We start from the raw sequence: 20,865 nt of genomic DNA, 5'->3' as shown, positions 1-20,865 counted from the left end.
TGTGAACTCTCTCTCTGATATGATTTAGAACGAAACTTCTGCCGTGGTCACGCGAGCGACCCAGCGCACCGGAGCCGAACCATTGGAATCGGATACGGTGATATTAATCGTCGAACCGGTTGCGCCGATATTGACGCTGCCTGTCGTAAAACCATTGACGTAGGTGTTGGTCGATACGCCGCTGATGCTCACGACACCACCGTTATTAGCGGCGTTGCCTTCGACGGTGAAAGTCGCAGAATTACCCGAGACGTCGCGCGCTGCAATGAGGATGTGGAATGCCATCGTCATATTCGGCTGGACGTTAAGCTCGGTGGTACCGCCGTCGAGTGTAAGGTTCACCGGCGCCGTGCTCAATGTGGTGCCACGCTCGACAAATACAGACGACTGCGCGTCGCCGATCGCAACAAATGCACCGGAAGCTTGCACATGTTGTCCGTAGTTGGTTGCGTACGATGCGAGGCCGTTTGTCGAAGAGAACGCCGCGGTTGGAGACGTGATATTTGCAACGCCGCCCGGAATAACAGAACCGTAACCGGAAGCATTATTGCTGCTGCCCCCGCCGACATGCGAGTAGTCGCCATTCGCCTGGTTCGAATTACCGCCGCTGACCACCGATGACAAGCCGCTTGTCGAATTCGAGTTTCCGCCGCCGATCGTTGTGTAGCTGTTGTCCGTCTCGTTATTATATCCGCCGCCGATCGTCACATAGTCGGCAAGGCCGCGGTTGAAGAACCCGCCGCCGACGGTGCCGTAGTTGACGGTCGCAAAGTTGTTGTATCCACCGGGTATGGTTGTGTAATCCGAAGCAGCATGGTTATTGTACCCACCGGCAATCGCACTGCTGTATCCACTGGCAACATTGCTCTGACCACCGCCGACGAAGCTGAAGTAGTTCGAGCTGGTGTTCATGAAGCCGCCGGAGATTGCCGAGTAGAAGTTCGTCGATTGGTTGAGATAGCCGCCGCCGACCGATGTATAATCGAAATTCGCGATGTTGAACTGACCGCCGCCAACGTGGGAATAGATGCCGCTTGCGGTATTGCCGTCGCCGCCGCCGATTGCGGCATTCATGCCGGACGCAACCTGATCCGACGAGCTGCGTGTGCGTTGCAAGTCGTTTGCATCCTGACCTCGCGGATCGCCAGAGGCATCGCGCTGCAACGAGCCGTTGGTCCCGAGTCGCACCGACGATGCAGCGTTGACGCGAAGATCGAGAGCCTGATTGTCGTTTGTACCAATGTAATCGGTACCGACTGCCGTGCCGGCATTCCCGCTGCGAGCCCAGTACGTATCGTTAAACGAAGAGACCGTACGTGTCGCGAGCTGACCACCGTTCGAGACCACAACGTCTGTTGCAGTGCTCGATGCGGCAAGTCCGCTGAGTGTCATGCCGATGAATGTCGGTGAGGCACCGGTGTGAATATCCTGCGGCAGGCCGAAGGTAACGTTACCACTCGAACCGCTCACATTCACTTGATTCGTCGTACCGGTCACGGAAAGAACACCGGTGTTCGAGATGATCGCCGAGCCGTTTGCGCCGCCGTCAGCGAGCGATAACCCTGCGCCGACGACGAGTGCACGCTCGTTCGTCAGCGTTGCGTCGTTTGAGATCACGAGGTAGGATGCCGCAACAGGCGCGACAATCGGAAGCGGTGCCCAGGCGGGAAGTCCGCTGGCGCTCGACGTGAGAACCGTCCCGTTGGTACCAATACCAAGCTTCGCAAGCGTATTTACGCCGGAAGCATAAAGCATGTCGCCTGCCGCGTACGATCGCTGGTTCGTACCACCGTGCCGTTCGGTTACGACTCTGGTCACATTCGACGCTGTACCGCTGACATTTCCAGTCACGTTGCCAGTCAGATCGCCGGTGACATTTCCAACGAGATCACCGACCACATTGCCAGTTACGTTACCACTAAGGTTACCCGTCACGTTGCCGTTGACATTGCCCGTAAGATTGCCGGTGACATTCCCTGCGAGGTTCGCAGTCACGGTGTGTGCAGAGAAGTCGCCATTGGCGTCGCGTGCGACGATGGCGTTTGCGGTGTTCGCGGACGTTGCTGTGGTAGCGGAATTCGAGACCTTACCGCTCGTACTGATCGTTGCAAGTTTCGTATCGGCGATCGCCGCGCTGGACGAGACATCTGCATTGACGATCAGCGACGTCGAAAGCGCACCCGAAGCGCTATTGTGCACCACGCCTGCCGACGACAACCCGGAAAGCGTCATGCCGCTGAACGACGGCGACGAACTCGTCGCAATGCTTTGCGGCAGCGTGAGCGTAATATTACCGGTCAGTGCAGCAGTGCCACCATTGACATATACCTGATTAGCAGTACCCGCTAAGGAATTGACAAAGGTTTGCTGCGGACTCGACCCGCGAAGAATCGTCGGGTTGACGGCTGAAATGGTGATCGTATTCTCGACCTGCTCGATATTGACGCCGTCGCCTGCTTTGATCTGCAGATCGCCGGACTTCCCGTTGATTCCCGTTACGGCTCCGGTCGCACCTGGCGAGAGGCTCGCCGCGGCATCGGCATGCATAGCGAAGGGGACAGATGTCAGCTTTGTGCGCGGGTTGAATTCGCCGCTCTCATCGACCGAGACACCGACCCAGTATGGGCTCTCGAACTGCATTGTCGAGCTGATGGCCTTCTGCTCTCCGAGGATGACATTGAAGAGTCCGGAGTTCATCGACGTCAGGAACGACTCGCTGTGTAGGATGTGTCCGCCGGTCGCAGCATCGTAGATGCGAACGGTCAGCCGGTGGTCGCCGCTAAGAGGCCTGCCGGAGGGATCGGTCAGGACACCCTGATAGCTTAGGGTTCGCGGTGCCTGTGCTTGGGCACTAGCCACAGCGAAGAGGGCGCACGCCATGGCGGTAAGGAATGAAGATACCTGTTTCATTTGTAGTATGGGTTTTGAACAATCGAATCGGGTGCAGATCGCACCCCCTCCCGTAGCAAGCGCAGGCAATCAAATACAATACGTATCCGCACTCTGTGGGCACCGATTACGCACGGTGCTCAGTCCTGAGCCATCGGATCTCATATGGTCATCTGCATTCGATAACGAGTGCTTCTGCTGCAATTGCGTCGGTCGCTATATTGAAATAGCGAAGCGGCACATTAATTATTACCTCGGCGAACTTCGTCGAAGGCTGTACTTCTACGATACTTTGTACGGCAATCTCAACAACGCTCGTGAATGAATTCACGAAGCACTTCTCATGGCATTGAGTGAAGGGGCAATAGCAATACTATATCAAATATAATCAACCACTTTTGGCTGCGCAAATTGAAAGTTTATTATTTTTCGACGAGGCTGTAAGATATTATTATTCAATGGCTTAATGGCGCATCAAATAACTAAGAAATATCGCTTTTATGACTATGGGTAATTGTGGAAAGTCGTAACTAATTATGGGCGCTTTCCGCCACAATTTGGAGACAACAACAAATATGCTCGTGTACAGATAGGCAGGAGGATAACCTGTGCCGGATACCGATTTTACGACAGCAGACGAATGATCCAGGCGATCACGCCGACAATAAATACGAAACGGGCAGTATTGGCTGACATGGAAGTGCAGGAAATCGACTGCAAAATTATCGTATCTGATTAATCCTGAAATTATCGCAGCGATACGTCTTTGTTATCGTATCTTCGAGTACTGCTGTTGCGTGCATCCGCGTAACTATGCGTTCCCCCGTGTGTTGTAATTACCCCGATTCTCTTCTCGACTTCATCATACTTCATCACTATGAATCATAATCGATCGCTCCTTGCGCTGCTGAGTCTCTTTCTTCCGATCGCAGTATCCGCGCAGGTCACATTTACTCAGACGGCCGGGCCTGGCACCAACCAGATATGGTCGTTCGCGAAACTCAAGAATAACGTCGTGCTCGTTGCGACTTCAAAGAAGGTATTCCGATCGAGCGATCAGGGGGCGACGTGGTCGCCATCTGTGCAGCAGTTCGACATTTCGACGAAAGGGACGCTTGCTGTCGATCCGACGGGGTCGAAGGCGTATTGCATGGATGCATCGGGCCTGAGTACCTCGACGGATCAGGGCGCGACCTGGACGCGCGTAACAAGTCTTTCGGCAACGAATCTCTTCGGTATCGCCGTCAATTCCGCCGGTACGATCTTTGCCGGTTCCTTCGGCGCCGGTGTGTATGTTTCGACTGATGACGGATCAAGCTGGAATGCCCATTCGAATGGCCTGCCTCGCGAACCCGGAGTGAACGATCTGTATCCGATCGTGCGCGTAGTCGCAGCACCGAATGGATCGGTGTATGCGATCGCGCAAGGGGGCGGGCTTGCGCGTTCGACCGATCAGGGCAACTCGTGGACCGTCGTCGGTGATGGCATTCTGCCTCAGACCATTGGTGGATGTGCTGTTGCATACGATGGCAAGATCTACGTGAGCGGCCAGACAGGCGTGTTCGTATCGGGCGACGACGGTGCGAACTGGCAGAACATCGCGGGCAGCAACGGATTGACTGTGACCGGTGGCGGAGAGATTGCGACCGACGATGCCGGATCCGGAGTGTTGCTTAGCTCGGCAGGTGCGTTGTGGATGACCACAGGCGGCTCGTGGTCCAACGTTCGTGCCGCAACCTCCGACGATCATAATGCCCTCCTGATCGGCGGCAGCGATGCATACTTTCTCGACGGTATGGCGAATAACAGTCTGTTCCGTTCGATGGATAACGGACAGAATTGGGCTCCGTCGGCAAAAGGGATCATCTCGGCTGCTGTACCGGCGTTCGTCGCCGACCGTGATGGGCGTCTATTTGCCGTTGCGGATACCAACGGCCTCTATGTTTCCAACGACTTCGGCGATACCTGGAACATCATTAGCGATCCGGCGCTCGTAACACACAATATCAGTTCGATCTGTGCCTGCCCGAACGGCGACCTATATGCAACGATCTATGGGCTCGGCCTAATGCAGTCGACCGATAAAGGACAGCATTGGACGAATCAGGCGCCGAACATGCCGGGCACGAACAAGCCATATATGCTTGCGTCGTGTTGTACGCCTTCCGGCGACGTCTTCGCGGCGGGGTTCAACGGTACGATTTATCGGAGCACGAATGGAGGCAGCACCTGGGCGATCAAACGCAGCGGCGTTCCTACCGATACGGTCACGAAACTCGTATCGAGCTCGGTTGGGGTTGTGTTTGCAGTTTGTGCAAGCGGGGTGTATTCCACTGTCAATAATGGCGATACCTGGCAGTCCGGAACAAGTTCGCCCGCAAACGTTACGGCAATCACATCGATCGGCGGTGTGACCTTCGCTGCAAATGGGGCTGGTATCTTTGCGTCGAGCGATTCGGGGAAGAACTGGCAACAGATCAATGCATCGATTATCCGAGGGACCGGGCTCGTCGCTGCACACGGCGGCGGGGGATATTACGCAACGACAACAACCGATCTTGTCTATAGCGCCGACGGCTTCACATGGAAGCAACAGCAGTTTCCATTCGCGACTGCGCCGATCGGAATGATCCAAGACCCGAAGTACGGGGTGATCTACGTTGCGACTGCAGGCTCCGGCCTCTACCGCAGTCCGGCTCCGAAGGGGGTAAACGATGCGCCGCGTTCACAGGCCGCTCAGCCGACGTTGTCCGTCGAGAATTATCCGAATCCGTTCGTTGCATCCACGACAGTTCGCTATGAAATTGCAGCGGCTTCCGAGGTCGAACTTGCGATTACAGACCTTACCGGGAAGTTCGTCGTGCAGTTGGCAAGCGGCAAACAGGAAGCCGGCATGCATTCGGTTATCTTCGACGCACCTTCGATGCATCTGCCGTCCGGTGTATATCTGTGCACGCTCCGATGCAACGGTACTGCAGTAACGACTCCGGTAATCTACCTGAGCAAGTAAGCATCTGTTTTCACAAACGCAGAACGAGCGCCCCATTCACAGGCGCTCGTTTCGTTTTAAACTACTTCTGTATAACTAGTACTTCTGTATAACGGCTACTTGCGGTCCGTCTTTGTATAGAAGTCGTTGAGATAGCTGCAGGTATTGAGTGCTTGCTGGAAGAACTCGGTGTTCGAGTACGATTCAGCCAGACGAGGGAAGTACTTCGCATTAAACAGAAATGCCCGCATTTGCTCCTGCTCTTTAGGATTGTTGACTCCCGCGAGCGTGCCATAGAATTGTCCGCTGCCGAAGAGCAATTGTTTCTGATTGCACTTGGCAGCCATAAACAGACACTTCGCCTGCATATTGCGATCGACTGTCAACGCGAGTGCCTTGTTGAAGTATTCTTCCGCTCTGAACGCACCGTAATAGTTGCGCCGCCATTCGTGAGCAGCGAGCGAATCGAGCGCCGGGGGCTCGTTGCTGGTCCATGCGTATTCCATCAGCATCCAGCTATTGCCATAGTACGACATCTGGTACATGCCGCATGCCATCGAATAATACGCTGACGCTTTCATAGCGTTCGATATGGCGGGGTTCTGCGTTAGCGCTTCGAGCGCGATCATACGCTCCGCAAAGCTGAGTTTCGTATAGGTTACGGTATCCTGCGCGGTTGCGGCGTGGGTATCCTCGATCGGGTCGGCAAAGCAGTTCGCGCCGAGATAGATTCGAAAGACATCCTTCCGGAAGTATGACGGTGTGATATGACGAAACCACTCCGCCGCTTTCGACCAATTGAATGTGCGTAGGTAACTCGTGCCGATGCAGTCGAACACATCGCTCGCTTCGATCGCGTTGGCGGCGATGAGATAGCGTTCGAACTCGGTGTGATCGGTCTGCGTCAAAAACGACTGCAACGTTTCAAGTTCGGACGAGGTGAGCGAATGACGCAAGATCTCGATCGCTTGGGTCGGATACCAACGGTAATCACTATCGATCGCAGGGGGGAAGGGCCGGTGTTCCGCCCGGCCAATGCACAGTACCATCTTCTGAGGCTTTCCTTCGGCGAGATAGCGTGGCGCAAGAATACTTGTGAAGATATTGCGGTAAAATTGCGACCATTCGTCCGATATCCTGGCTTTCGATTCCAGCCACTGAAGCGACGGAAGCAGTGCGCGCTCGAAATCGGCATCGAGGCGATTTTGACGGTTGATTTCGAGCAATAATCGTGTCAACTGCAGTTGATCGTGTTCGGCGGGAGTAAGTTGCATCGTGGCGGTCACGTTCAATAAACGATCGGCCTGGTCCGAACGCCCGACCATCAGAGCGATATATGCAGCCGAAAGCTCGAACAGTGCGGGGTTCGACGCATGGGGAGCGGCAGCAAGGCGTTCGAAGAATCCGATGAGGTCCACTGCTTCGGCTTCCGCATTGCGCATAGTGACGTCATCACTATTATTGAATGACACGAAGAGTTGTACCGCGCCCCTCGCACGTGCGAGCCGGGGCGACAGATAGCCCTCCTCGAGTTTATGGACCTCACGGATCGCAAGCACTTCCAATGCCGGCGTACTCGGGTCGAGGCCGGCGACGCGCTTGATGTCGTCGAATGCATTACCGGGATTGTGCAGTGCAAAGAGCGCCGCCATGTTTGCAGCCTCGCGGGTGTTTTTGCAGAACTGATAGTAAGTCTGCTCCGCGATCGCGGTGTCGATGCACCAACCAAAGCTGAGGTAGTTCGAAATCTTCGCGGTGGGGTTCGCATCGAACTCTTTGCTATACAGATATGCTGCCTCGGCTTTTTGTCCCGAATGATACAACACTCCGGCCTTGATCGAGAGGGCAAGCATGTCGATCAGACCAGCCGGTTCTCGCGATGCAAAGTACTTCGCGTAGGTCGCCGAGGTTCGCTTGTACGACCCGGCATAATAGCAGAGCCGTAAGGCCTGATAGGCATAGCGGGTACGCAGGAAATTGTCCTTCTCTTTCGTATACGCTTTCTCTGCCTTGAGTGCGAGTGAGAGCATGGTCATGCTGTCGTGTGCGACGGGTTCGTAGGACCACATCTGGTTCGTTACGTATGGCTGGACGTCTCTCGTAAACGCGAGGTACTTCGCGGCTGCAATGTTACCGGTCGAAAGGATCCTTCCTGCCGCCGGGTTCATCGTGATGCTATCCGGCAGGACGTCGTGCGAGGTACCGGTCATATACAGATACACCGAAGTGATCGCGGAGTCGCTGTAGCCGCATACATAGGCATACGCTTCGCTGTCGGTCACCGGCTTGCCGAGATAAGCAGCCCATTCGGCGGAAGTAGCCCGATCTGCCGGCAGTTCGTCGCGCTCGTCGTAGAGAAATCTGCAGGAGGTGTAATAGAACGGTTTCATGCCGAGCTGCGACTCCATCCGTCGTTGAAAGAACGAAGTATAGTAGTCGTACGGATCTTCGTCGGGTCCGCAGCTAATGATAGGGTCGGCGATGAGCAGCAGCACGAGGCTACTCAAGACGGCGATAGAGACGATCCAGGATCTCGACATGATATGATGCGATCGTAGTGGAATCGAGGTGGAAAAACGCGATGCGTCCGGGTGTATGAACAAGGTTGGCCGATGCAAGTTTCGCCGATTCCTCGAGTGCGTCGGGCGAAACCGCTTCGTGGCGAATGATATCGCCGCCTTTGAGTGCGTACCCATCGATCACCGTGTCGAGCATCGGCGAATACTGATGCGGGGCAATCTTCGCGGCGATGCGTGCAAGCTCCGACTCCGGCAAATCGCGAATAAGAGCTTTATATTTTCCGTCGCGCAGCAGCACATTCCATTCGAAGATCGGTAGCGCAATGTCAAGCGCAAGCGGGTACGCTTTCATGCTCGATGCATATTGTCGGAGAACGGACACATCCAGAATGGAATTCTGCGCATTCGGGTCGGTCAGGTCGCCCATGTTGTAGCACATGAGCATCCCCCGATCGACGGGCGGAACGCCGACCTTCGAGATGAACTTCAATTGATACAGCCGTATCGTCGCCGAAAGTTGCCGGCCATGAAGGAGCGGGCTGGAACGGAGTGCACGAAGCAGCTGGAAATACACCGGCGAATTCTTGCCCGTCCAGTCGCAATCAATCTGAATCTCGGGGACGCTGCGAAGTCGCGCGAATGCGATCATTTGCGCCGTCAGTGTCGAAATGTGCGCAGCAAGCGAATCCGCTTCGCTCCCTTGCAGCGCATTGAGGCAGGCCTGGGTAATAAAAATCGTCGGGATGATATGCGTAGTGCTATCCGGCAACGATGCGAACCGCAATGTTGCAACAGGCGAGGGACGACCGTTCTGTCCGAGATCGACGTCGAAAAACTTGACGTAGAGCGTGCGTACATGGAGCGAGTCGCAGACGTTGTGCTCATACTGCGTGGGCGCATATACCGACCGCCAGTAATAGAAGGCACGTTCGCTCGTCTGCACGGGGGAACGGTCCCGGCAGGAGCAGAGGATACATACAACGAGGCAGAGTATTGCGTTTCGCACGGCGCAAACATACGCAATGACGTGCTCTATAAACAAGAAGACGCGCCGTTCGGCGCGTCTTCTCGTTGCGTTTACTCCGAGTTGCTCGTGTTATTCGCCCAACCGACGAACGACGATTCGTTGGATCATCTGCTCGCCGTGATCGGTGGTCATCACAACCATGTACATTCCGTCGGAAAGTCCGTCGAGCGACAGTGAGCGCGTTTGCTCGCCGGCCCCGTACTCTACTTCGCCGCAATCAAGCATCTTTTTCCCAAGGATGTTGTGCACGGAGAATGCAACCATTCGCGGCTCGGCGAGTGTGAAATGAACGGTGGTCGTCGCCCATGCCGGGTTGGGGTTGATCTGTGCGTTCGAGAGTGCGCCGGTCGATGTAGTGACCGGCTGATTCGTGACAGTGGTATTGAACGGATGTTCGTTCGAGCGTTGCGACGTAAGCGCCTGCGTCAGCTCCGGCGAGGGTTCGCACCAGAAGATCACGCCGTTGTCGTAGTCGACGTTCTCGCGGCTGTTGCGGGTGACGGTGGTTGCCTCGCGAACGAGGATCGGGACAAGGGTATTGATCTTCGCAAAGAGTGTTTCCTCGACCTCCTTCATGTCGTCGATACGGAAGATGAAGGGGTGATCCATCGACGGTACCGTGTTGGCCTTCGGATCGGAGCCGTTCTTCGAGACCGTATTGATATTAAAGCGAACGATCCGTTTGACCATCGGAGTGCTCGTGCTGTCGTCTTCGCGAATCTCCGGCGGCAGTTCGTTCCGCATCATCCGTTCGCGTTCTTCGAGCGGGAGTTTGTTATCTCCGCCTGCATTAATGATCATCTGCATGACGTTCACATTCTCCTTTCGGTGTGTGCCTGTAGTGTCGATCGTCAATTCCTTGATCTCATTGAGCGCTTGATGCAGTTGGGTCTGTATCCGGGCGCCGACGCTATCGTTCGTATTGAAGTGAAGCATCGACTGTAGGCGGCTTACCGGATCGTTGGTGCTATCGACGATCTTGAACTTGAATTGTTGCTTGAATGTATGCGTCGAACTATCGTCGATCTCGTCGGTATTTCGGCTCATGCTGATCGAGTGGTTCGGATCGACATAGTTGATCATCCGACGATTGCCGCGCGCATCGGTGACGATGACCGGGTTGAGGATGAATATGTTCGATGCGGGTACTTCATCCTTCCCTGTGACGACGCCCCAGCCCTTATCGGGGATGATCCAGCGTTGATAGCGGCCGTTCATCTCTTTGACGAGGTACGAGAGGCCTTTCCCGTCAACGGTTTCGAGACCGAAGTGTTGACGTTGCGATTCGTCGATGGCGACCGGAGTGATACCGTGTACCTCCATCGGTGCCATGAGCGATTGTGTCGGTCGTGGTTCGGTAGTGGAGGTTCCGTCGGGTTTCACGACAAATCGCATCGTTACCGCAGGGTGATGGGATGTATCGGTTACTGCTGTATGCTGATCGGACGGAGTGACCGTCAGCATACGCTCCGCTGAGCGGGATGCGGTTGCAGGGGCTGTGCGATCGGATGCCGAACCCATCGATAGGTAGGCCACGAGTGCCGCAGCCGAAAGCGTTGTGATCGTTGACATGATCCAGATTCCTTTATTCAAAGTAAATGACTGTGAAACTGGCTGCATGGCATCGGCTCGCTCGAGAAGCATTCGCACGTCTGCCTCGCTCGGTGCGGGCGGGTCTGTTCGCCGGGCAGCGGCGAAGAGATCGTCGAGACGCTGATGTTCGTGGGCGTTCTTATTCATAGGATCGTCGATTTCGTGTTCGCTCGCAGGGCCGACGCATCGGTCCGTGCGAAGCGATAGTGCGTTCGTTCTGTTGTGTTGTTCTCCACCATTCTGACACTCTCCTGCGCATCGTCACGCACGCCGAGCAACCGGGCCAGTTGCTTGCGGCCCCGTGCAATGCGCGATTTCACCCCGGAAAGCGATCCGCCCTGAATCTGACGGATCTCCTCGAGCGACAGCCCGCTGATCTCGAAGAGCACGATCGCATCGCGAACGTTCGTCGGCAATGTGTCGAGTGCTTCGTAAAGGAGGCGGACTTCCGCGCTCGTTTCGGGGCTCGGGCCGGTATCGGCCAGCGCCTCGGCGAACGTCGCGTCGTAGGCGACCCGGTTGCGTTCGCGCCACCTCGATCGTTTCGCGTGGCGGGAGGCGATCTGGAAGCAATAACTTCGGAATCGGCTCGGGTCGCGAAGTGTCTCGAGGTGTTCGTACGCAACGAGAATCGTTTCTGAGGCGAGGTCCCGCGCAGCGTCGTCGTCCGACGTGATGGCACGGCAGAACCGCGCCAACGACGTTCGGATCGGCGTCAAGAGAGACAAAAAGTGATCATGCTTCTGCTGAAGCTCGCTACTCATGCAGTTGTATATGTACGTGTAGCCGCGCGGTTACATGGAGTAAGAGGCAATACGCTCCAAAAAGTCGCACATCCTGTTGCAAGAATATTTGTAGCGGCTCCACTTGCTCTGTCTACGCAGACGTCATTCTGAGCGAAGCGAAGAATCCCTATGGCGGAGCCTCACTGCGTTTCATCGAGGGATTCTTCGCTTCACTCGGAATGACAATGCTGATAGGGATCTATCCTGAGCACTATTCGAATATTCTTGACCAAACTTAGGCTTCCGGGCCTCTGTTATCGCAACGAACACGAGCCGCCGATATTATGAGACGATCACTGACCATCCTGTGTGCTGTATTCTTGGGCGTTGGCATTGCTCGGGGGCAAATCCTGAATGCGGGGTTTGAATCCTGGACCAATGGCGAGCCCGACGGTTGGCAGACATCGAATGCAGCGCCGCAGCTCATAAACGTCTCCCCATCGAGTGACGCACATTCGGGTTCGTTTTCGCTGCGTGCCGAAGTGGTCAGCTACGCGAATAGCCTCTTTGCGCCCACGCTGCAGAACCGCTCGACCTCGCATAAAGGCTCCGGTGTCAATCAGCGTGTCAGCGCGCTCACAGGCTGGATCAAATTTCATTCCGACAGCGGCGATGTCCTTCAGATATCACTCGTTGCCGCAATGGGGGAATCGGCGATCGGGGGCGGTTCGCTCATTACGTCGAACAATGTAAGTGAATGGGACCAGATTAGTATTCCGATCTCATATACGTTCTCGTCCTACGTTCCGGATACGATCTTGATCTATTGCTCGATCAAAGGTGCTCAATCGACCGCACCGCATCTGGGGACGTGGTTCGAGTTGGACGACCTGGGATTCTCGGATCCGGTTGAGGCGACTGGATTTGAAAAAGGGGAATCGTCGGATCTTTCGGTGTATCCTAATCCGGTGTCTTGGTTCTCAACCGTTCGACTTCGCATCCCCACCGCATCGATGGTGCGAGCAGTGGTGTATAACGTGAACGGGCAGGAGGTGTCGACCGTGTATGCAGGGATGTCGGGTTCGGCAGAAGTATCGTTTCCGATCGATGCATCCTCGTTATCGAACGGTGTGTATTATCTGCGGGTGGAGGGAGGCGGGAAACAGTTCGGACGGACATTGATCGTCCGCCACTAAAACAGGAAACCCTCGTTCTGCCTTGTACGAGCAGAAACGAGGGTCACACTTCTTACGCCCTGAGGGCTGAAACGGAAGCTTACGCCTGCTTTTCTTCGCCTCCCTTGAGGGTCTGAACTTCCAGACGGATCTCTTGGGCTTTCTTTTTCAGCTCATTCATCGCCTTGCGCACGCGTACGCCGGCTGACTTATTGCCTTTGACGTAAAATTTCTCGAAATCAGCCTCGAAGCTATCGACGAGTGCTTTCAATTCGTTAAAGCGATCCATGTATCGTACTCCTAGATTTGTGAAAAAGCTAGATAGGGAATAGAGCAAGGAAGAAGGCACCCTGCATCCCTTTTGAACGAAAATACAGTAATTCCCTACGGCACGGCCCAAAATTCACGATTTTGTGGATTCTTGGGGTTGCGACGAAAAGGGGCTATTTCTTCTTCTTTTTGCTGTTGGTCTTAGCAGATTTGGCCTTTGGGGCAGGTTTTGCTTTGGCCTTCACCTTCGGCTTCACTGCTGTTTTCTTGGCAGATGCATGTTTTGCAGCGGCAGGAGCTGTTTTTTTGGCAGGTTTCGCTTTTGCCGCCGCATTTGCCTTTTCCTTCTTTGCTGCCCGTTTCTTGCCGAAGAGCTCCATTTCCTCACGGGCATCGCGCTCTTCCGGTGTCTCGTCACGCAAGGCTGCGAGGATCTCGAGTTCTTCCGGTGTCGGCGGTTGCGGACGTTTCTGGATCGTACGCGGGACGAGCGGTGCATGCGGCGTCTTGGAGACCGTCGTAATGATCGCCTTGGGGGTATGCGCGGCGGCATCGTCGCGGACAATCAGGTCGATAAAACGCTTGCGCGGGATCGGCTTGATGATCTGAATGCCTTTTTTCGTTACCTCGAGGAAAAATTCGCTGGCATTACTGTCGCTCTTGACGAAGGTTACGGTGTACTTACCCGGTTGCAATTGCGGTACTTTCAGCACCGACTGCGCCGTCCCGAAGGCAGGCATCATCATGCGCGTTGCCGTCATACCCAGGACGCGGAATACAATCGTCGAACCTTCGAGCTTATAGCGCACCGCGATCTCATAACGGAAGCTTGAGAATTCCTTTGCGGTTTCGAAGCTGAAGGTCGTGTACTCCTGCCCCATAATCTCGTCGAAATCCTTCCCGATGATACAACGGTATTCGACTTCTTTTACTGGTGGTAGCGGCTCCATGCGATCTTCCTACGATGAATGTGGTGTAAGTGTTGCCGCCAGGCACGAACACCTGCGGCGCGGGGCAAAATTACGGCTTTCTCAGGCGCTCCTGCAGAAGATAGGGGGCGATGCTCTCTTGGGAGCCGTCGGCCATGTTCTTCAGGGTGACCGTTCCTGCTGCGATTTCGTCAGCGCCAAGCATTACGACGAACCGAGCGCCGAGGCGTCCTGCGTCGCGCATTTGCGCCTTGACAGAGCGATCTTGCAGATCATATTGGCAACTGAACCCTGCTCCGTGGAGCTGGCTCGAAATGTCGATCAGCTGGCGCGTTGCAGACTTCTCCGCCAGCACGATATAGGCATCGAGCGCGGGCGACGGGACGCTGCCGCGCAGTTTTTCAAGCACGATTACCAGGCGTTCGACGCCTGCAGCGAAGCCGACAGCCGGCGTCGCCGGCCCGCCAAGCTGTTCGACGAGCGCATCATATCTGCCGCCTCCGCAGAGTGCATCCTGCGAGCCAAGGTCGCTTGACGTTAGCTCGAATACCGTTCGAGTGTAGTAGTCGAGACCGCGAACGAGCAGCGGATCGATACGAAATACGATACCGGCATCGGTCAGATGCCGCCCGAGCGATTCGAAGTGCGCGCGATCGGCATCGTCGAGATAGTCGAGAATGGCCGGAGCATCGGCGACGATCTCGCGGTCGCGAGGATTCTTCGAATCGAGAATCCGGATCGGGTTCGTTTCGAGACGGCGACGGCTATCTTCCGAAAGATCGCCCAGATATTTCTTTAGATACGTGACAAGATATTCCTGCCACTTCGCCCGGACCTCGTTCGAACCGAGCGTATTGAGCCGAAGCTCGAAATTCACAAATCCGAGGCGGCGATACACTGCATGTGCGAACGAGATCACCTGCAAATCGGCCAGCGGACTGCCCGAACCGAGGAGTTCGATCCCGAACTGATGAAATTGCCGTTGGCGGCCAAGCTGCGGACGTTCGTAGCGGAACATCGGCGCACTGTTATAGTAGAGCTTTGCCAGAGCGCCCTGTGCGTTGAGAAGATTGTGTTCGACGGCCGCCCGGACGACCGATGCTGTGAGCTCCGGTCGAAGAGCCATCTCCTCGCCGCCTTTATCGGTGAACAGATACATCTCTTTTGCGACCATCAGGTCGCTTGCTTCGCCGACCGATCGCTTGAAGAGTGTGCTCGATTCGAAGATCGGCGTGCGGATCTCAAGAAATCCGAACTCGCGTGCAGTTTCGTCGACGGCGCGTTCGATCTCTTGCCACAAGAGCGATTCTGGCCCGATGATATCCTTCGTTCCGCGCGGTGCTTTGATATTCATACGTCAGTCTCCGATCTTCTCCTCTTCGCTTCGGAAGATCTCGAGTACTTCTTCCTTGGATGTGGCTTCGGTGAGCGCTTTGCGTGCAGATTCCGAATTCATCACTTTCGATGCTCTCGAGAGCAACTTCAAGCGAACGCCGACATCGCTCTCGCGGCTGACGAGCAGCAGGACCAGTCGCACCGGCTCATTATCCATCGATGCATAATCGACCGGCTCTGCCGTGACGCCGAATGCCAGGACGATGTCGCTGACTGCATCTGTCTTCCCGTGGGGAATCGCAAACCCTTTTCCGACGCCGGTACTCATGATACGCTCGCGCTCGGTGATTGCCGTCGCGACTTTGGATTTATCCAGGACGTTCGGATTGCGGGCCGCAATCTCGACCATGGTGGAAATGAGTTCGTCCTTCGAGGCGGCACGAATGCCGATCTCGACGTACTCCGGGCGAAGATAGGTGATGAGCTTCATCAAGCTGTTGTAAAAGAGATTACAAAGTTACGAGGAAAACGTCCACGTTCGAAGGGAAAGTACTTCAGCAGCGTCGCCGCGCAACATGAATTTCTTTTCATTGCAACAATCGCATTGCGGCGCACGTACCGCTGGCATACATCATTATCCTCGGTACGATGAATAAAACACGTGTCCATATCCTGTTTGCGGCTTTGCTGGTGGTCGCCCAGTTCACGATGGAAGGATGCAGTCTTCTTGGCCTTGCTGCCGGTAGTGTTGCCGACGGCGGCAAACGCGATACGGTCTCTGTCTTCAACGATATCAACGGGCACATCGGCACCGTCGTACGCGTAACCTACATCGATTCGGCCGTTGCGTATGGGTTTGCCACGCTGAAGGGTTATCATCGAGAACCGGACAGTCTTTATCGTCGCCGATATCAGGCGTTTCGCAGTACGGATTCTTCCGGCTTCGCATTGGCGCTCAACGAACCGATCCGGATTTTCGGGACGCAGGGAGCAGGGGAGCCATCGGTCGCCGCCTTCGGCGGCTATATGCCGGATGCGATCGCCGTCAACGGACACGATTCGGTACGCTATGATCGAATCGATCATGTCGAACAGATCGCGACGCATTCGAGCATCTCCGGCGAAGAAATGCAATGGATGGTTTGGAATAACCGTGTTCCGGTCAATGCAGTATTGGAGTTCGAAGACGATTCCGGCAGGTTCTCGATGGTTAACAACCAGTTCAACAGAGTCGAGGCGCTCACGCCGAACCACAAGTATCGTGATATGCTTTCCGGAACCGGACTCGCAGTCGACCTCAGCATTCTCGTCGCGCTCATTACGACGAACACCAGTCAATGACCGAACCGCGACTTCGCTGTGACGAGCGAACGCACCTTCGTAATTTGCGCTTCGGACAATGATCATTCTCGGAATCGACCCCGGCACTGTCGTGACGGGTTATGGTGTCATCAACTGTGTAGGCGGCAGCGCGAACAAGATCACGCTCGTCGAGTTCGGCGCTATCGAGGCAAAGAAACTCGATGCGATCCCCAAACGGCTGGCGCTCATCTTTTTGCGTCTGACGAAGGTCATCGAACGAACCTCCCCCGACGAGTGCGCGATCGAAACGGCGTTCTATGACAAGAACATTCAGTCAGCCATGAAACTCGGACAAGCCCGTGGTGTTGCTGTAGTTGCGGCGGAGCTGGCAGGGCTGGCGATCGGGGAATATGCCCCCCGTGTCGTCAAACGTGCCGTCACGGGCAATGGGAATGCGTCAAAAGAGCAGGTTGAGTTTATGGTCGGCAAACTGCTGTCGATCGAAGCACATGACCGCAAGCTCCCCGATGCGTACGACGCGCTGGCGGTTGCCATCACGCACGCACTCAAACGAACCGGTCGTACCGCAACGGCGACTAACTGGAAGCAATTCATCGATGCCAATCCTGAACGTATTAAGAAACCGCGCTGAACAAGGGATGCGATCCGTTGCCTGCGTGCTGATCCTGCTTGCCTTCACTGCTGCCGCGCACGCGCAAATGTCGCCGAACGATCTGGGCCGCGACTTTCTGGTCGATCTCGTGATGAAGGACTCGACACAATTTTTCGGGATTGTCTTGCAGCGTCCGGTGCCGGACCGGATTCTGTTCCAGACGCGCTACGGGCGTCTCGAAATTCCGCTAAGCGATATTAGTTATGCGATCGACTACCGATTCAATTATGTCCTGAACGACGACCTCAAAGAAGCGGCAGCGAAGAACGAGGTGGAGCGGCAGCAGCAGTCGCTTCTGTCGCTCACGAGCCAGCCGCGAGCCGAGTTTATTTCGATCGTACACACATCGACGCATGATTCTTTCCGGGGTAACCGCTATCTCTTCGACGATACCGCCCATGTCGTACTTGCGACCGAATGGGGCGATCTGTATTTCGATTACCAGTATCTTTCCTCGATCGAAAACTTCAGTGGTCAGAACGACCGGCGCAGCGAATTTCGCACACCGACATGGATCGCTGCATACGACCCGCGTTCGTCACAGGCATTTATTACGCCGACGGCGCTTCCGTTCGGTTCGGGAAATGGATTCCTCTCCGATTATCTCTTCGGAAGCCTCCAGCTTAATTACGGCCCGACCGATTGGCTTTCGCTCAATGCAGGGGGGGCATTCCTCCCGCTAAAAAATAATATTATCGTGGCAACCGGCGGTTTGAAGGTCACCCCGTACGAATCGGAGCTGTGGCATCTTGCCGTGGGTGGCCAAGCGCTCTATTCGGAGGTAGTGAATATCACTCGGCTGGGGATGGTCTACGGTGCGGTCACGTACGGTCGTTGGGATGCCAGCCTGACGATGCTTGCTGGGCAGACGTGGAAGAATGCGCTCGATAGCAACGGTGTGCGCTACACGACGCAGGATCCGCTGATCGCAATTGCCGGGACGGAGCGTGTCGGCGAGAACCTAAAATTCAACGTCGAGCTCTTTTTCATTTCGAACTTCGATATCGTGCCGGTTCTTGCGTCGATCCGATACTTTCAGAACGATCTGACGATCGATGTCGGGGTGGTCTTCTCACTCTACAAATCCGGCGCAGCCCGCACGACGAAATCGCTCGGCGAATATGTCTTTGGCGCATCCGATTTCCCGATCTTACCGCTTGTCAGCGGGAGCTACCACTTTTAAGCACTCTGCGTATCGAAGATTCTGACCGGGAGGATCATGGAGTTGAGGCCTTCGAACTGCAGGCGACGTTGAATCTGGTTCGCCGTCTCGTTGTGGAGCAGGCGTTGGTACCAGCGCTCCTTTTCGAAGAGCAGCTTGCTGGCGAAGAAGATCGAACGTGGATACTGCTTTGCGATATCCAGACAGAGCTTCCGGACTTCATCGACGACTTCGATCCCGACGCCAAAACGATACTCAGCCGCGAAGCCGAGCTTGTGGGCAAGCTCAACATACCGGGCAAGGTCGGACTCCGTCGAGCGAGATAGATTTTCAACTTCGGCAACACCCTTGAGCTTCTTGGTATCGAGCACACCTGCTGACACGAAGATCACATTCTTGAAATTGTTCGGGAACAGCCGCTGGATCGATAGCAGTGTATGCAACCCGAGACCGCCATATCCGCCGACGAGCATGACTGCCGTCGGGGCATTCGGCTTGAGTTCCGGGATCACGTTCGCATCGGGGAACGGGATGTCGGCGAGCATCGAGTCGAGCTTTTTGACACGGCCCTTGACATCGTCATAGTGCTTGCGAATCCAGAAGCAGACAAGGATCAGACCGATCGTCACGACCAAAGTGATCCAGCCGCCCTCAAGAAATTTCTCCAGGATGTTCACGATCAAGATCGATAAGCACAGGGTCAGACCGATCACGTGAATGACGATTTTCCGATACCAATCGTGGTGTTCGTGGCGGCCTTTGTACCAAAAACGTACCATGCCGATCTCGGTGAGCGAGAATGTCGCGAACACATTGATCGAGTACATCAGGACGAGCGTCGAGACGTCGCCGCCGGTGACCAACAGTGTGGCGATCGCAGCGCCGGCCATCAGGATGACGCCGTTCTGCATCGTCAAACGGTCGGAGAGCGAGGTAAAGCGGTGAGGCAACCACGAGTCGCCTGCCATGTTTGCCATCACACGAGGGCCGTCGATGAAACCTGCCTGCGCCGCAACGAACAACAAGGCTGCTTCAGAGCCGAGGATGATCCAGATGAAGAATTGGCCTGCAGGGATGCCGGCGATCTCCCACTTGCCCGCAAAGTTCTCGGCGAGAACGGCGTTCATCGTCTTGCCGGGTGTCGGTGTCACATGGAAGAGCAAGTAACAGATCATAATACCACCGGCCGTGATGGCCAACGACAGCGACATGTATAGCATTGTCTTGCGCGCCGTGTGGATCCTTGGTTCGCGCATGATCTGCAGACCGTTCGAGACTGCTTCGATACCGGTATACGTACCCGCACCCATCGAGTAGGCTCGAATGAAGATCAGGAACAGGCCCATATAGCCCATTGTCGAGATCCCAGTGCTGAACCCATGGGTCACTTCTTGAGAAACTCGGCCAACTTCCGGAACGTGCGAGATGATGCCGCCGAACAACAGAATTGCGTGGGAAATCAGGAATATCATGAAGATCGGCATCAAGGCAGTCACCGATTCTTTAACACCACGCAAATTCAGAACGAGCAGGACGAAGATCGTAAATGTCTCGATCAGCAGCTTATATTGTGCCCAACTCGGCGGCAGTACGCTGAATACTTGGTCTGCTCCGCTTGCGATGGATACGGAGATCGTCAATACATAATCCACGAGCAATGCGGATCCGCTGATAACCCCATAGCGGGGACCGATCAGGCTCGAAGCGACGACGTATCCTCCGCCGCCCGAAGGGAAGTGCTCGATCAGGCGTGAGTATGCGTATGAAATGATAAATACCGTGAAAGCTGTCGCGCCCGCCAGTGCGATCGCAAGGTAGGTGTGGCTGCCGAGTGCGCGGAAGGATTCGTCCGGGCCGTACGCCGACGACGACAGTCCGTCCGCCCCGAGCCCGACCCACGCCAAAAAGGCGATCAGCGAGATCGAGTGGAAAACGTGTGGATCGCGAAGGTTACGCGGTGCACCGAGAACGGTGTGTTTGAATCGCTTAAAGAAGCTTTCGTTGGAGGCTCCGCCAAGGGGCGTAGTCTGTTCCAACTTACTAAGCGGGTCGGCAGGCGCTTGTTCCGGCGTCTCGAGCGATGATTCGCCAGGTTTCGGTACGTTGTCCATAGAGTGTATGTCGGATGTCCCGACACAGCCTTAATATAAGAGCGGGCAAATAACCGTGCCCTCCTCGGATAAGTTCATTGCTCCAGACGCCCCCGTTCGGACGGAGAATCATGAGCAATCAATCTAACCGAGAATCCAATTGTAAGTATGGGGTGTTGCTGATCGA

15 protein-coding genes are annotated in these 20,865 nt (G+C 55.3%); 5 read left to right on the top strand and 10 right to left on the bottom strand.

What is annotated here, in order from left to right; genetic code table 11:
* Positions 1–24 precede the first annotated feature (24 nt).
* Positions 25–2,910, bottom strand: a complete 2,886-nt coding sequence (locus JSS75_02880; protein ID MBS1902627.1) for a hypothetical protein — start codon at positions 2,908–2,910, stop codon at positions 25–27.
* Positions 2,911–3,766: 856 nt separating this feature from the next.
* Here JSS75_02880 and JSS75_02875 point away from each other — a divergent pair.
* The gene (locus JSS75_02875; protein ID MBS1902626.1) at positions 3,767–5,899 is read left to right on the top strand and encodes a T9SS type A sorting domain-containing protein; all 2,133 of its coding nucleotides are present in this window, start codon (positions 3,767–3,769) and stop codon (positions 5,897–5,899) included.
* A 95-nt stretch (positions 5,900–5,994) separates the two neighbouring features.
* Here the strand turns inward: JSS75_02875 and JSS75_02870 are convergent, their stop codons facing one another.
* The 4 genes from JSS75_02870 to JSS75_02855 form a co-directional block, all read right to left on the bottom strand.
* Complete coding sequence (locus JSS75_02870; GenBank protein ID MBS1902625.1) at positions 5,995–8,418, bottom strand: hypothetical protein; 2,424 nt, start codon at positions 8,416–8,418, stop codon at positions 5,995–5,997.
* Positions 8,378–9,340: a hypothetical protein gene (locus tag JSS75_02865; protein MBS1902624.1), complete on the bottom strand. Its 963-nt coding sequence runs from the start codon at positions 9,338–9,340 to the stop codon at positions 8,378–8,380. The genes JSS75_02870 and JSS75_02865 overlap by 41 nt, the downstream gene beginning before the upstream one ends.
* A 153-nt stretch (positions 9,341–9,493) precedes the next feature.
* A complete protein-coding gene (locus JSS75_02860) occupies positions 9,494–11,164 on the bottom strand; it encodes a T9SS type A sorting domain-containing protein (GenBank protein MBS1902623.1) in 1,671 nt (556 codons plus the stop codon).
* Positions 11,161–11,781, bottom strand: a complete 621-nt coding sequence (locus JSS75_02855; GenBank protein MBS1902622.1) for an RNA polymerase sigma factor — start codon at positions 11,779–11,781, stop codon at positions 11,161–11,163. The genes JSS75_02860 and JSS75_02855 overlap by 4 nt, the downstream gene beginning before the upstream one ends.
* Positions 11,782–12,086: 305 nt before the next feature.
* Here JSS75_02855 and JSS75_02850 point away from each other — a divergent pair, with 305 nt between their 5' ends.
* Positions 12,087–12,938: a T9SS type A sorting domain-containing protein gene (locus tag JSS75_02850; GenBank protein ID MBS1902621.1), complete on the top strand. Its 852-nt coding sequence runs from the start codon at positions 12,087–12,089 to the stop codon at positions 12,936–12,938.
* A 79-nt stretch (positions 12,939–13,017) separates the two neighbouring features.
* Here JSS75_02850 and JSS75_02845 read toward each other — a convergent pair whose 3' ends face one another.
* From JSS75_02845 to JSS75_02830, 4 genes are all read right to left on the bottom strand, one after another.
* Positions 13,018–13,206, bottom strand: a complete 189-nt coding sequence (locus JSS75_02845; GenBank protein MBS1902620.1) for a histone H1 — start codon at positions 13,204–13,206, stop codon at positions 13,018–13,020.
* Positions 13,207–13,360: 154 nt separating this feature from the next.
* Positions 13,361–14,137 carry a hypothetical protein gene (locus tag JSS75_02840; GenBank protein ID MBS1902619.1) on the bottom strand — a complete coding sequence of 259 codons (777 nt, stop codon included), beginning with the start codon at positions 14,135–14,137 and terminating at the stop codon, positions 13,361–13,363.
* A 70-nt stretch (positions 14,138–14,207) separates the two neighbouring features.
* Positions 14,208–15,470, bottom strand: coding sequence for a histidine--tRNA ligase (locus JSS75_02835; protein MBS1902618.1), 1,263 nt, complete (start codon positions 15,468–15,470; stop codon positions 14,208–14,210).
* 3 nt (positions 15,471–15,473) lie between these two features.
* Entirely contained in the window at positions 15,474–15,941 is a 468-nt protein-coding gene (locus JSS75_02830) for a PTS sugar transporter subunit IIA (GenBank protein ID MBS1902617.1), read from the bottom strand.
* A 158-nt stretch (positions 15,942–16,099) separates the two neighbouring features.
* On the opposite strand from JSS75_02830, the gene JSS75_02825 reads away from it, so the two are divergent.
* Genes JSS75_02825 through JSS75_02815 form a run of 3 tightly spaced genes read left to right on the top strand, consistent with a single transcriptional unit; the run spans position 16,100 to position 18,609 of the window.
* Positions 16,100–16,792, top strand: a complete 693-nt coding sequence (locus JSS75_02825) for a hypothetical protein (protein ID MBS1902616.1) — start codon at positions 16,100–16,102, stop codon at positions 16,790–16,792.
* Between the two features lie 58 nt (positions 16,793–16,850).
* Positions 16,851–17,405 carry a crossover junction endodeoxyribonuclease RuvC gene (gene ruvC, locus JSS75_02820; protein ID MBS1902615.1) on the top strand — a complete coding sequence of 185 codons (555 nt, stop codon included), beginning with the start codon at positions 16,851–16,853 and terminating at the stop codon, positions 17,403–17,405.
* 7 nt (positions 17,406–17,412) lie between these two features.
* Entirely contained in the window at positions 17,413–18,609 is a 1,197-nt protein-coding gene (locus JSS75_02815) for a hypothetical protein (protein MBS1902614.1), read from the top strand.
* Here the strand turns inward: JSS75_02815 and JSS75_02810 are convergent.
* The gene (locus JSS75_02810) at positions 18,606–20,699 is read right to left on the bottom strand and encodes an APC family permease (protein ID MBS1902613.1); all 2,094 of its coding nucleotides are present in this window, start codon (positions 20,697–20,699) and stop codon (positions 18,606–18,608) included. The genes JSS75_02815 and JSS75_02810 overlap by 4 nt on opposite strands.
* Between the last annotated feature and the right edge of the window lie 166 nt (positions 20,700–20,865).

The organism is Bacteroidota bacterium, assembly GCA_018266755.1.
In the GTDB taxonomy this organism is placed as follows: Bacteria; Bacteroidota; Ignavibacteria; order Palsa-1295; family Palsa-1295; genus JAFDZW01.
The sequence above is the reverse complement of the archived record's forward strand: the minus strand, read 5'-3'. Positions and strand labels throughout refer to the sequence as shown.

Bases quoted from the DNA above. Each gene is read 5' to 3' on its own strand.
- JSS75_02825 (MBS1902616.1), top strand. From the start codon at position 16,100: ATGAATAAAACACGTGTCCATATCCTGTTTGCGGCTTTGCTGGTGGTC.
- JSS75_02870 (MBS1902625.1), bottom strand. From the start codon at position 8,418: ATGTCGAGATCCTGGATCGTCTCTATCGCCGTCTTGAGTAGCCTCGTG.
- JSS75_02830 (MBS1902617.1), bottom strand. From the start codon at position 15,941: ATGAAGCTCATCACCTATCTTCGCCCGGAGTACGTCGAGATCGGCATT.
- JSS75_02840 (MBS1902619.1), bottom strand. From the start codon at position 14,137: ATGGAGCCGCTACCACCAGTAAAAGAAGTCGAATACCGTTGTATCATC.
- JSS75_02810 (MBS1902613.1), bottom strand. From the start codon at position 20,699: ATGGACAACGTACCGAAACCTGGCGAATCATCGCTCGAGACGCCGGAA.
- JSS75_02860 (MBS1902623.1), bottom strand. From the start codon at position 11,164: ATGAATAAGAACGCCCACGAACATCAGCGTCTCGACGATCTCTTCGCC.
- JSS75_02835 (MBS1902618.1), bottom strand. From the start codon at position 15,470: ATGAATATCAAAGCACCGCGCGGAACGAAGGATATCATCGGGCCAGAA.
- JSS75_02875 (MBS1902626.1), top strand. From the start codon at position 3,767: ATGAATCATAATCGATCGCTCCTTGCGCTGCTGAGTCTCTTTCTTCCG.
- ruvC (MBS1902615.1), top strand. From the start codon at position 16,851: ATGATCATTCTCGGAATCGACCCCGGCACTGTCGTGACGGGTTATGGT.
- JSS75_02880 (MBS1902627.1), bottom strand. From the start codon at position 2,910: ATGAAACAGGTATCTTCATTCCTTACCGCCATGGCGTGCGCCCTCTTC.
- JSS75_02850 (MBS1902621.1), top strand. From the start codon at position 12,087: ATGAGACGATCACTGACCATCCTGTGTGCTGTATTCTTGGGCGTTGGC.
- JSS75_02845 (MBS1902620.1), bottom strand. From the start codon at position 13,206: ATGGATCGCTTTAACGAATTGAAAGCACTCGTCGATAGCTTCGAGGCT.
- JSS75_02815 (MBS1902614.1), top strand. From the start codon at position 17,413: ATGCGATCCGTTGCCTGCGTGCTGATCCTGCTTGCCTTCACTGCTGCC.
- JSS75_02855 (MBS1902622.1), bottom strand. From the start codon at position 11,781: ATGAGTAGCGAGCTTCAGCAGAAGCATGATCACTTTTTGTCTCTCTTG.